Source organism: Nostoc sp. DedVER02, from assembly GCF_034530675.2.
Taxonomy (GTDB): Bacteria; Cyanobacteriota; Cyanobacteriia; order Cyanobacteriales; family Nostocaceae; genus Nostoc.
Genome location: NZ_JAVRCP020000001.1, coordinates 22,371 through 35,533, shown reverse-complemented (window position 1 = coordinate 35,533; position 13,163 = coordinate 22,371). Strand labels below are relative to the sequence as shown.

Here is a 13,163-nt window from a genome sequence, read left to right as displayed (position 1 = left end):
CAATTCCCCACTATATATACTTGCGTCCTCGCCACTCGCGTGGCTTGCGGAATGCAGATAAGAAAATTCGCAGCACAGCTAGGGGATCTGCTAAAGGTGAAAGCCAGAATAACCAGCCACCTTTAGCATTTTTGCGATCGTAAGAAGGTGCGATCGCAAAAAGCATTGCAAAGCGAATCACCACTAAGAATAAATTCAGTCCCAATAAAAGGATTAAGGGAGTGGGTAGAGACGCGATTAATCGCGTCTGTGGGGGAGAAATCAATAAAAAACTGAGGACAATTAAAAGGGGTAGACCTTGAACAGATGTAAGTAGCCATAAATCTCCCCACAACTGCGAACGAGAAGTTGCATCTTTAAGATCGAGACTTCGCCCCCATTCCTTCCACGTCTCCATCGCCCCTTCATACATCCTTACTTTTAACACCTTTGCGCCATCTAAAAAGCCCACTTTATACCCAAGAGTTGCAATATTTCTTGCCAAGGTGACATCATCACAAAAAGAACTACTGGCACTGCTATAGCCACCCACAGCAGCTAAAACGGAGCGACGACACAAAAAACACTGCCCATTTGCCATCACCCGTTCAGGCTGCTCTGCATTGATCCCAGCAGGATCAAATCGGTAAAGCAGAGTCATTAACAAAGCTGGTTGTAGCCAGCACTCTCCTGGATATTTGAGGATGAACTGAGGTGAAAGGGAAATCAAGTCATAGCCTTGTGCTTCGGCCGTTTGTACCAAACTGGCAACTAAGCCAGGATGTGGTTTAATATCAGCATCTAGCCCCAGAAACCACTGACTACCCTCAGAACTATATAGAAAACCGTTATGCAACGCCCAAGGTCGCCCCACCCAACCAGAAGGTAAAGGATCGTCCGTCATCACACGAAAACGCGGATCTTTTTGCTGTGTCGCTTTTACTAAGTCTGGTGTGCCATCACTAGAGTTGCTGTCTACAACGATAATTTCCCGAACTTCGTAGCTTTGCTGACTTAAACCAGCTAACAGAGGGCTAATACGAAGCGCCTCATTCAACGTGGGAACAACGACACTAACCTTACCCAAAAGTTCCAGTGTTGGCTGTTGTGGTTTTATTGGTGGCAGCCGTCTTGGCCCCTTTAGCAGACGCGAAAACAGAATCGCCGTTGCTGGTACTTGGATAAGTAGGAATAAAAGGGATATGGCACTTTCTAATATTAAAGCTTTGTCTACTGTTGTCAAAATACTTATCAATTAAAATTACGACTATACAAAATAATTGGGAATTGGGAATTGGGAATTGGGAATTGGGAATTGGAAATAGATTATTTCCTAGTCTCCAATCCTAGTCCCCAGTCCCCAATCCCTAGTCCCTAGTCCCTTACCTATTTCAAGGCAACTTCAACCTTTGCTACTGATACTTCTTGGGTTACTGGTTCAACAGCAACTTGATTGGGTGTGGTTGAACTCCTCAACCACAGCGTCACGGCGGGAACCACACCAAGGACTAAGCCCAGCAATACAGGAATGGAGAAGCCAGCAGCTAAACTTAGTCCGGCGGCGAAGGCAAAGTTAGTTAAATAAACGACTAAGGGTAGATTGAGTTGCGATCGCTCTAATTTAATCGATGTATTTCTCCACAACAAGCCTGCCACACTCATAAACAGGGCACTAGTACCAAACCAACCTGCATAATTCTGGTAAGGTGTACCAAAGAAAGCTCCTGGTTGTTCCCAATACCAAAAAGGCAGAGAAGTTTGACTCATAGCTGGCTCAAGGGCAAAATCCCAACAAGTGAAGAGTAAAGCACCAACGGCTATAGCCGCAATATGGCGACCCCAACTGGGTTTTTGAGCCACTTTCAAACCACTTCTCGCAATTAAATAAGATGACAGCCCAACATAGAACCAAGATAAAGGAATTGTGAAAGGAACTAGCCCCGCAATCTTATAACCCAAACCACTTAAGTAGCTATAATCACCAAATGGGAAACCTGTACTGGTTCCCAGTAGTTCACTTCCCAAAGAGATAAACATAGCCGGCAGCATAAATGCTAGCCAAGTTCCTAATCCTAGCGTCCGGTAGGCATAAATAGAGACAGCTATTGTCCCCAAGATGATATCAACTACACCGCCACCAGCCATACTTAACTGTACGGCCGTTTCTCCAACCTGCGATAAGTTGAAAATTATTTCGGCATTAGGTACGACTAGTAGCATCCCTACCAGTCCAAAGGCTTTTGACACGATATGACCAATCAGGCATACGCGTTCAGCGATAACAAGTTGTCTCATGATAATTCCTTAACAAGATGTGACACGCGGCTACTCGGCTGCTAACAGTTTACAAATGTTTAACAACATATTTAAATACTTTGTGCCGCAATTCTCTACAAACTTGTTTGGCTTTCTTGGTAAGAGCATAACAACCGATTGATTGAAGCTATATATGAGAAATATGATGATAAACCTACTAGTCTAATCTATATACTCAAAATCTACATAATTTCATCTGTAAAAACTTCTGGTTTCTTGTCCTAGTGATACCCGTATGCTAAATAACTCCTTTCATTCAAGGATCTCTTTGAGGGAGGATAACCATCATAGATTAACTAAGTCTGAAAGTAAAATAAAGTCTTTAGCTAACTCGGACGAAAGCCCTACATCTCAAAGTTTGCACAGCGTTATATTTGCGTAGCGGGCGATCGCCTGAGAAGAAAAGGATACGTTTAGTAACTGTTAAGAATGATACATTTACCCCAGACAATCACACCAGGGACTAGGAAGTATACCGTAATCTAGAAGTTGTCGATGAATAACTTCTAACTTAATGACTAACAGACGGCAATTTTTCAAAGGGATAGCAGCACTTTCTAGCTTATCTTTAGCTGGTTGTGGCTGGAGGCTGGCTGAAGTGCGTGCTAATTCTAATACTTCTAGTCAGCGTGACCAACTTTATATCTTTACCTGGACACAATATACTGACAACCAATTACTGAAAACCTTTAGCACCCAAACTGGTATGAAAGTGCTAGCGGATGTATATGATTCTAATGATGTCATGCTGGCTAAGTTGCAAGCTGGAGGCGGTGGTACTTACAGCATCATCTACCCATCTGATTACATGGTGCAGAAGATGGTAAACAAAGGTTTGTTAACAGAAATAAATCACGATCGCTTAATCGGTTTAGAGAATTTATTCCCCCGGTTTCAGAATCCTGGTTATGACCTCAATAACCGATATAGCATCCCTTTTAACTGGGGGACAACAGGTTTACTTTACAATTCCGAAAAAATCAAAGATGCGCCACAAGACTGGGATTACCTTTGGCAGAACCAAGAAAAACTTAATCAACGGATGACCTTGCTTAATGATGTTCGAGAAGTGATGGGTGCAACATTACGGATGTTAGGTTATTCTTACAACTCGAAAAACGAACAAGAAATCAAACAAGCTTATGAAAAGTTGAAAGTTCTAAAACCTGCGATCGCACGTTTTGACACCGATGCTTGGCAAAATCAAATTCTGGCAGGAGATTTACTGTTAGCAATGTGCTATTCAGCAGATGCGGTGAGAATATCTCAAGAAAACCCTAAACTCAAATATGTAATTCCTCGCAGTGGTTCTTCATTATGGACAGACACTATTGTAATTCCTAAAACAGCCCCCAATTTAGCAGGAGCTTATGCTTGGATCAACATGATTCTGCAACCAGAATTAGCAGCCCAAATCAGTCAACGTCTGAGTATTTCTACGCCTAATAAGGCTGGATTTGAGCAATTGCCAAAAATAATTCAAAACAATGGTAATTTATTTCCCTCAGAGTCGCTTTTAGCAAATTGTGAACGGGTTACTCCTGTCGGAGATTTTGAAGAGGTTTACGATCGCTATTGGACTGAATTAACTAGTAGTTAAAGGAATTAGGAGTTAGGAGTTATAAGTGATGAATATTGATAAAAATGGGATTTCCCAGATGGAAAAATTTAATCGCCTACCAGGAAATTGGCTGCAACCTTTGATATTACTTTCACCATCGGGTATTTGGCTATTACTTTTGTTGGTGCTGCCAACTTTGATAATTTTCGAGTTGAGTTTAGTTGCAGATATCCGTCCGGGAGATTTGGTTAATCCTAATGGATTTCAAAACTATATCCGAATATTCGATCCGCTTTATGTGCAAGTAATTGGGCGATCGCTATTTTTCGCCTTTGGAACCACCATAATTTGTTTAATTTTGGGCTTTCCAGTCGCCTATTGGATTGCTCAAATAGCGCCGCAACGTTGGCGGAATTTGCTGCTATTAGGCTTTGTTTTGCCTTTGTGGACTTCCTCGTTACTCCGCTCTTATGCTTGGATTACAATCCTTCGTCCTACTGGTTTATTGAATAGTTTACTCAACACTTTCGGTTTACCTACTTTGCAATTACTTAACCAGAGTCAAGCTGTATTTATTGGTATGAGTTACAGCTTATTACCCTATATGGTTTTGATTTTATATGCGTCTCTCGAAAAACTAGACAAGCGTCTGCTAGAAGCGGCGGCTGATTTAGGTGCAAATCCTGTGGAAACTTTTTTCCAAGTAACCGTACCACAAATTTTACCTGGAATTACAGCTGCCTCTATGCTGGTATTTATCACAGGCTTGGGGGATTTTGTCGATCCAGAATTACTTGGTGGTGCTTCTAGTATGACAGCAGCGCGGTTAGTTTATAACCAGTTTCTTGGGGCAACCCAAAATTGGGGATTTGGTTCAGCTTTAAGTATGACGTTAATTTTGCTTGTTAGTATTGCGATCGCACTTTTAATTAAGTTTGGCGAACCTGAAGCCAAACGCTAACTTTTCGTCACTCATTTATAATAATGGCATCAAACGCCAGCGAGACAACGGTTATGTTCTCACCCGATCTCAAAAATGCGTTACCAACTACTGATGAACTTCCCTGTTCTGACGATACGCCAGTGGATAACGAAGATCAAAATTTTTTGCCCAATATTTTACTTTTCTTACTTAACTCCATTTGGGCAAATAGCCTAAATTGGTACTTCGGAGTAGATATGGGTGTTTATCACACCACAGGGATAAATCCTAGAGTACCTGTAGTGCCAGATGCCTTTTTAAGTGTGGGAGTCGAACGGAAAAAGGGAGGTAAATCACGCAAAAGTTACGCGGTTTGGGAAGAAAATGGCATAGTTCCAATATTCACATTAGAAATGGTATCCCACACTCCCGGAGGTGAATATGAAGAGAAGCTAAATATATACAGAAAACTGGGTGTATTGTACTACGTAATTTATAATCCTGAATTTTGGCGACGTGACCAACATCAACCCTTTGAAGTGTATAAGTTGATAGATGGAAATTACCAACTACAAATAGGTGAACCTTATTTAATGCCAGAGGTGGGGTTAGGTATTGGGCGACACCAAGCTGTAATTGCCGGGATACAACAGGAATTTTTATGTTGGTATGATGAGCAAGGAAACCGTTATTTGACAGATGCAGAACAAGCACAACAAGAGCGATCGCGGGCTGAACAAGAACGACAAAGGGCTGAACAGTTAGCGCAGTATTTACGGTCTTTAGGTGTAGATCCAAATAATCTACCTACTTAATTAAAGCGATCGCATTTCCAAAATTATCAGTAATTAATTAGTAATTCTTAATAATACTTGAGCCTATTGATAAAGAAGATAATTACCAATTACTAATTATTTGATACCATAATCAAATCGTTTAAATCATCTGCACGGCTGTTAATTAAAGTTTTAATTGTAGAAAGGAATTCATGTTCTAAATAAGGCTTGGTTAAGTAAGCTTTTGCACCCAATTCTTGCGCGAGTTGGCGATGCTTTTCAGAACTGCGAGAAGTGAGAATCACAACAGGAATTTTGGTTAAATTAGGATATTGACGGAAATTGCCCAACAACTCAAAACCATTCATTCGTGGCATCTCTAAATCAGAGACGACAACTTGAATTTCTGGATGTAACTGCAACTTTTCTAAAGCTTCTACACCATTTTGAGCTTGTATTACTTGATAGCCAGATTTTTGTAGAGTGAGAGAGATAGTTTGGCGTAGACTAATTGCATCATCTACTACTAAAACAACTTTTGGTAATTTATTCTCTGACTCTTGAGAATAACTGGATTGGGTTTCTATAGTTTTTGTGGAAGTAGATGTAGGAAGTAATGGTGTAGATGCAAAAGTGTCTCCCGATATCGCCAAGGCTTTTTTATTTGAGGGAGAAGGTATTGGTAGCGCCATGATATCAAGTGTTGTTTGTTGAAGCCTATTAGATACCAGTACAGAAGCATCAATCACTAAGATAAGATTGCCATTAGCTAAACTACTACAACCATAAATATATTTTGGCTGGGCAATCGCATTTCCTAAAGGTCTGATTACCAGTTCTTGTTCACCAATTATTTGGTCAACTTCCAAGGCAAACATTCCTTGATTTCGTTTTAGCAAAAGCACCGGATTTGTCTCTATGCTTGAGTTGTCAGTAGTGTATGCAGTACCAGTATTCAAAAATGAATCATTATAATCAATCAATTTTGAAAGTTTGCGGAGGCTGACCATAGTCTCATCATTGTCTGTATTCCAATGTAAGACTTTTTGACCTTCAATTTCTTTGATCTGTTGTTCAGAGGGAATCAATATTTTTTCGATGCTGTCTAAAAGAAGAGCGTAAACAATACCTTTGGCTTGAACCAGCATTAATTTTTCTGTAGTCATAGAAAAAGGAATTTTGAGTATGAATATTGTTCCTTGATTGGGTGAGGATTGTACTGAAATTGAACCATTAAGTGCATTCATCTGAGTCCGCACAATATCCAACCCCATACCACGCCCAGAGATTTCAGTTATTTTATTAGCAGTAGAAAATCCAGGCGAAAATATCATGTCTAAAAGCTCCGGTTCTGCCAGATTAAAAGCATAACTTCTAATTTTTTCTTCAGTTTGTATGGGATATAATTCAGCAGCTTTTCTACGAATTCTGTCTAAATTCAATCCTTGACCATCATCCCGAACTTCGATAACAGTTTGGCTACCCTGATGATAGGCGCGGATTTCAATTAACCCTTGTTCTGGTTTACCAAGCTCCCGGCGAAGTTGCGGAGCTTCAATCCCGTGGTCAAAAGCATTACGGACTAAATGTAATAAGGGATCGTAGAGTTTTTCTGCGATCGCCTTATCTACTAGTACTCCAGTACCAGTAAGCTTCAATTCTACAAGTTTGGCATAAACGTTCCCAAATTTGTTTACCATCTGTGGGAAACGATTTAAGATATTACCTAAAGGCAACATTCGTGCTTCGACTAAGCTTTCTATAATATTAAGAGTTAAGTTCTCCTGTTTGTCACTAATTTGAGCAGCTTGCGTTACAAGCAACTCAAGAGATTCTGTTGTTTCTTGTAATTGCAGTGTTTCTTCTATTGCCTCATGCAATGTCGTATGGAATTCTGTATAGACATCCATTTCTAAAGAGTCAAATTTCACTGCAAAATTTTGTGTTTCTTGTGAGGAAATATTGGAAATTTGTAATGGTAAATCACGTAATTCATTTAAAGTTGTTTGGTGTCTCGTAATTTGCCGGATTAATTGATCGATGATTTCTTTAACTTGTTCATCTTGCAAACTACGCCGTTTTTGGTAAATCAGCAATTCTCCAGCTAGATAATTGAGGTGTTGTAGCCTTTCTGTATCTACTCGAATAGATGAAGGTTGGCGAAAGTTTTTAGTTTGAACATACTGTGATTTATCTTCTATTTCTTTGTTGATTTGTGTTGCTAAATCAGGCATAACTTCAATAGCTGTTTCAGGAGCATCTATAGCTAGCTGCTCATTAACAGTTAATGAATTAAGGTTTTCTGAAGAATCATCAGTCAGAGTAGTCAGCACTCGCCCTGCAAAGTTTTGGCTAGTTTCTTCTCCCCATATTGTTTCTAGTAAATTATCAGTAATTTGAGAAGATATCGATTTGGGTATTTCTTTAATAACTAACAGTGATTGTAACTTAGGACTGTCAAGCCAATTTATCTCTTTACTGGTGACAGGAGGATAGTTTTTATATTCTTCTGCTAATGCATGAATTCGATTTTGTAATATTTTAACTACCGAAATATAATTATCGGTTTTACTTACAGAGTACTGAAATTTGGCTACTGCAAATAAGATAATTAATACGATCCCATTCCGATAAATATAAAGACTTTTACTATCTTCTTCATCTTGGATAAAATCAAGAAACTTTTTCAGCCAATTTTCGATATAATCAAGTAAAGTATCTCTTTCTAAGCTAGGAACTAATAAAGTCAAATTAAGGTCTGTTTCTGGTATGAGTATTTCGTGATTAAACCAGCCAAAAATGTAGCGAATTACTTTTAAATAGAATTTGGCAGTTTTTGGCTTTACAGATTCGTTTTTATTATTATCAGATGTAGTGAGGAACTGGTAAAATTGTTCTTCGTTGAATGTATCAATAGATGAATTATTTTGCAATTCTTTAGAGATGTCATTATTTGTCGCTATCGTGAGTTTTTGCAAAGCTGGAGAAGCTTCTCCGCCAGATGTGCGATCGCCTTCTAATATCAATTTTTGTGCTTGTTGTAAATCTGCAAGGGCAATTTCTGCAATTTGCTGTACCTGAGTGGGATTTGCTTGGAGTGCTAACAGAATTGTTTGAGAAATTTCTCCCAATCCAGGTAAATTTAGAGATTCTGCTAAACCAAGAAAAACTTCAGCTTGAGAGTGTAAAAAATCAATAAAATCATCAATACTTGGTGGATTGTTAAGAGCTTCAGCAATACTGTTTAGACGTTGTTCTACTCCAACTTCAAAAACTGACTGCACAATATCAAATCCCAATTCCTCAGAAGTAGGAATATGGGCTTCATCACCAAATGCATCACCCAGCTTTTCTTGTAATTGTGCAAACACTGAAGTTGCTCGATGGAGCAGTTCTTCATCATTAACAGTGCTGCCTATTAGTTCGGTATTTAATGCTATGCTAAGACACTCATAAGCTTGGATTAAAAGTGTTTGCAATTCAGCATCAACTATCACCTTGGGATTATACAGAGCTTTAAAAACATCTTCTAAAAAATGGGCTATCATCTTAATTACTTCTAGCCCAACATTAGCAGCGCCACCTTTAAGTGTATGAGTAGCTCGCATTAAGTTATGCACTTTAGCAATGCTATAATCTTCTGATAAAGTAAATAGTTCTTGTTCAATAATTTGGACTAATTCTGGGGCTTCAGCTAGAAAGTAGATGTATCCTTGTTCACGAATTGCAGCGTCAGTAATCATAATTAGGGAGTTAGGAGTTGGGAGTTAGGAGTTAGGAGTTGAGTGACCAATTGATTTTTCAGTTGTCTTGACTATTGAACTCAAAATCCGAATGATTTCGTTTGCATAGATTAGTTCATTTGTTAAATCAATATTTACTAGTTTGGACTGTTGTAGTAGACGTAGCTAGTATTTGGTTTCTCTAGCTTCTTTGTATGCAATATACATTTTTGCCAAGAAATCTTTTCTACTCTAACCACCGCTAGGCTTTTCAACATTCGCGCCAATACTTGTCGCACTTCGTAGTAGTTGCTTAGAAAGCACATATTCACGTTGCTCTTGCAATTTGATATATAGGTGAATAATTTCTAAAGCAAATTTAAAACTTTTTTGTTGAATAACACTCTCTGATAATTACTCTTCTCCTCTCTTTAACTAAAAAGTTATAAGTAATTAAGGTCAAAGCATTTTACATTTGCCAATAAAATAGTGCTTTATATAATTAATGCTTTGACCTAATAACTCCTAACTCCTAACTATTTTTTATTTGACTTTAAACTTACTAGCAGTTGTTAATAGCTCTTGTGCCATTCCTGATAAATCTTGAAACACAGTCGCAATTTCTTGAGATTCAGCAAAAGTCTTATTAGCAATTTCTGCTACATCTTGCATTGATTTTGTAACTGTTACAGATTGAGTCATTTGTTTTTGGGTTACTGCGGTAATCCGCTCGATTAGCTGACTAATTTCGGCAGTTGCAGAAACGATCGCATTCAAGTTTTGGCGAGTGTCACTAACTAGATTTGTGCCTTCTACTACCTGCTGAATACCGATTTCCATTGCTACTGCAACTTCCCCAATTTCTGCTTGAATTTCCTGAACTAATTTTTCTATTTCGATAGTTGCTGCTGCTGACTGGCGAGATAAAGAACGAACTTCATCAGCTACAACCGCAAAGCCTTTGCCATATTCACCAGCACGGGTGGCTTCAATAGCTGCATTCAGAGCTAGTACGTTTGTCTGTGTAGCAAAATTACCAATCAAATTCACCACTTTGGAGATTTTTTGCGAAGATTCACTAAGGCGTTTAATCTTTTTGCCGGTTTGAGCAACGGTTTCACGAATTCCTTGGATTGCTTTTACAGTTAGGTTCATCGCAGTATCGCCAGACTCTACTGTTTCATTGGCTTGTTGCACTGCTAGTTGCACTAACTCAGCATTGGCTACCACAGCTTGAGTAGAGTCCACCATCTGTTGAATTTCGCCTAATGCTGCGGTAATTTCCTCAGATTGTTGTTGCGCCAGATTATTCAGTCCAGCTAGTGAAGTCTCGCTATTAGTAGAAGTTTGAGCAACTTGTTGAGCAGCCCCCTGTACCTGAAGAACTATTTGCCGCAGTGCTTGCAGAGTATTATTGTAAGCATCAGCGATCGTGCCTAGTTCGTCTTCTGTAATGGGTGCGCGTACTGTTAAGTCGCCGTTGAGAGCAGGTCTAAGGGCTGTTAGGAGTTGAATAGATCGTTGTTGTAGTAACTCCTTGGCTGCCTTTTCTCGTGCTGCTGCTTCTGCTAATTTTGCTGACTGTCCTTGTACTTGTTGCAAATATTCAGTATGTTGTAATGCAAGTCCTAACTGGTTGCCAATGCGTGCCAACAAGGTGACTTCTGATTCTTCCCAATCACGAGTTCCAGAATTCTGATAAGCTGCCAGTAATCCCCACAATTGCTCTCCAGCAAATACAGGAACAATTACATAAGCTTTGACTTCAAATTGCTCTAAAATTTCAATGTGGCAAGGAGAATGACCTACCTGATAGATGTCATTTACGACAAAGTTTTCACCTTGGAGATATCGACCTCCCTGAGTTTCTTGCAAGTGGGTATCTTCCCAGACAGTTCTGATATCGGGGCCTACTAGTTTTACCCAATTATGAGCTACTGATTCCGCTACAAATTCGCCAGTCCAGTTAGGATTGAACCGATAGACTGCAACGCGATCGCAGCGTAGTAATTGCCGGACTTCTTGAGTGGTTGTTTTGAAGATTTCTTCGACATCTAAAGATTGCCGAATGCGGTTACTAATCTTGGTGACAGCTTTCTCTTGTTCCGCTATCTGAGCTAGTTTGTCAGATTTCAATCGCACTAATTCAAAATAATCTATCTGCGATTTAGCTAGGCTAAATTGCAAGCTAGTCTGAACCAAAAAGTTCACTTCCCAGGTTTGCCATTCACGAGGGCCAGAATTTTGATAAGCTGCCAGCAAACCCCATAATTTTTCCCCGAAGAATATAGGAACAATTATGTAAGCTTTGGCTTCAAACTGCTCTAAAATCTCAATATGGCAGGGAGCAAGCCCTACTTCATAGATGTCATTAACGATAAAGTTTTCACCTCTGACATACCTACCCCCTTTAGTATCTTGCAAGTAGGTATCGTCTAAAACGGTTTTAATATCAGGCCCTACCAGCTTTGTCCAACCAGAACTCACAGACTCAGCCACAAATTCGCCACCCCAGTCAGCGTTAAAGCGATATACGGCGACGCGATCGCATTTTAGTGATTGACGCACTTCTTGAGTGGTTGTTTTGAAGATGCTATCTACATCTAAAGATTGCCGGATGCGGCCTACTATCTTAGTGAAAGCTTTTTCTTGTTCAACTATTTGAGCTAGTTGCTCAGATTTCTTATACATTTGTTCGAGATATTCACCTTGTGAAATAGCTACGCCAAATTGCATTCCAATTTGAGTTACAAAGCTTTCTTCCCAAGGTTGCCAATCACGAGGCCCAGAATTTTGATAAGCTCCCAGTAAACCCCATAATTTCTCTCCAGAAAATATGGGGGCAATGATGTAAGCTTTCATTTCATACTGCTCTAAAATATCGATGTGGCATTGAGCATGACCCATTTTATAGATGTCTTTGGCCACATAGCTTTCACCCTTAGCGTAACGTCCTCCTTGGGTGTCTTGTAAGTGGGTATCTTCCCACACCATATAAAAATCAGGGCTGACCATTTTTATCCAGCCATTACCTACTGACTCAGCGACAAACTCGCCACTCCAGTCAAGGTTGAAGCGATAAACACCGACGCGATCGCATTTTAGTAATTGACGTACTTCTTGAGTGGTTGTTTGAAAAATCTTATCGACACTTGATGCCCGCAAAATTTTGTCGATAACTTTAGCTACTGATTTTTTTGCTAATATTCGCTGTTGTTCTTCTTTTTTGAATTCAAAGCTTTGCAGTTTGTAGATTAATTCTGTTGTAATTTGAGACAGGAGACTAATTTCTACTTCTTGCCACTGCCGTGTTGAGTAGCAATTATTTACTGTCAGTAAACCCCAAACTTTACCTTCTACTACAATCGGTACGCTCAAACTAGCTTTAATTTGAAATTTATCTAGCAGTTGCTTTTGATAAGGAGTGAGTTGAATCTGACTGATATCATCAATAACTACAGGTTCTAGATAGTCTTGATTAGTATATAAACCAAAAATAATTCCCGGAATATTTTCACCAAGAGTAGGTGTCCAACCTAGCGTTCTAGATTCTGCTAAAACCTTGCCTGAATCAAGGGAATTAAACTGATAAATTAAGGCGCGATCGCAGCCAATTTTTTCTCTAATTTGCGCTACAGTAATTTTGAGTAGTGTATCTATATCCGGCGCTTGGCGCAGATGAATTGTGATGTCTTGCAACTGTCGCCGCCAAGTTTTAAATTCCTGAGCGATCGCATTTAATAAAGATATTTCATTGCTAGCAATATTTGCTATATCAACCTTCCCGTTCATATTTTCAACTTCAGGGATTAGATGTTCAGTTTCATGGCTACTGTTATACAAAAATGTCATTAGATTGTCCTCAAAATATTTTATGGATAATAATG

8 protein-coding genes are annotated in these 13,163 nt (G+C 39.3%); 3 read left to right on the top strand and 5 right to left on the bottom strand.

What is annotated here, in order from left to right; all coding sequences use genetic code 11:
- Positions 1 to 10: 10 nt before the first annotated feature.
- The gene (gene cruG, locus RMZ41_RS00130; RefSeq protein WP_409874685.1) at positions 11 to 1,222 is read right to left on the bottom strand and encodes a 2'-O-glycosyltransferase CruG; all 1,212 of its coding nucleotides are present in this window, start codon (positions 1,220 to 1,222) and stop codon (positions 11 to 13) included.
- A gap of 143 nt (positions 1,223 to 1,365) precedes the next feature.
- Complete coding sequence (gene cruF, locus RMZ41_RS00125; protein ID WP_322643144.1) at positions 1,366 to 2,274, bottom strand: gamma-carotene 1'-hydroxylase CruF; 909 nt, start codon at positions 2,272 to 2,274, stop codon at positions 1,366 to 1,368.
- 535 nt (positions 2,275 to 2,809) lie between these two features.
- Between cruF and RMZ41_RS00120 the strand changes: the two genes are divergently transcribed.
- Genes RMZ41_RS00120 through RMZ41_RS00110 form a run of 3 tightly spaced genes read left to right on the top strand, consistent with a single transcriptional unit; the run spans position 2,810 to position 5,593 of the window.
- Positions 2,810 to 3,895: a spermidine/putrescine ABC transporter substrate-binding protein gene (locus RMZ41_RS00120; protein ID WP_322643145.1), complete on the top strand. Its 1,086-nt coding sequence runs from the start codon at positions 2,810 to 2,812 to the stop codon at positions 3,893 to 3,895.
- 28 nt (positions 3,896 to 3,923) lie between these two features.
- Positions 3,924 to 4,817: an ABC transporter permease gene (locus RMZ41_RS00115; protein WP_322643146.1), complete on the top strand. Its 894-nt coding sequence runs from the start codon at positions 3,924 to 3,926 to the stop codon at positions 4,815 to 4,817.
- Between the two features lie 53 nt (positions 4,818 to 4,870).
- Positions 4,871 to 5,593: a Uma2 family endonuclease gene (locus tag RMZ41_RS00110; protein WP_322643147.1), complete on the top strand. Its 723-nt coding sequence runs from the start codon at positions 4,871 to 4,873 to the stop codon at positions 5,591 to 5,593.
- Positions 5,594 to 5,685: 92 nt separating this feature from the next.
- Here RMZ41_RS00110 and RMZ41_RS00105 read toward each other — a convergent pair whose 3' ends face one another.
- The 3 genes from RMZ41_RS00105 to RMZ41_RS00095 all read right to left on the bottom strand — a co-directional run bounded on the left by RMZ41_RS00105 (position 5,686) and on the right by RMZ41_RS00095 (position 13,128).
- Positions 5,686 to 9,297, bottom strand: a complete 3,612-nt coding sequence (locus tag RMZ41_RS00105) for a hybrid sensor histidine kinase/response regulator (protein WP_322643148.1) — start codon at positions 9,295 to 9,297, stop codon at positions 5,686 to 5,688.
- Between the two features lie 231 nt (positions 9,298 to 9,528).
- Positions 9,529 to 9,675 carry a four helix bundle protein gene (locus tag RMZ41_RS00100; protein WP_409874706.1) on the bottom strand — a complete coding sequence of 49 codons (147 nt, stop codon included), beginning with the start codon at positions 9,673 to 9,675 and terminating at the stop codon, positions 9,529 to 9,531.
- Between the two features lie 144 nt (positions 9,676 to 9,819).
- Entirely contained in the window at positions 9,820 to 13,128 is a 3,309-nt protein-coding gene (locus tag RMZ41_RS00095; protein WP_322643149.1) for a GAF domain-containing protein, read from the bottom strand.
- Positions 13,129 to 13,163 lie beyond the last annotated feature (35 nt).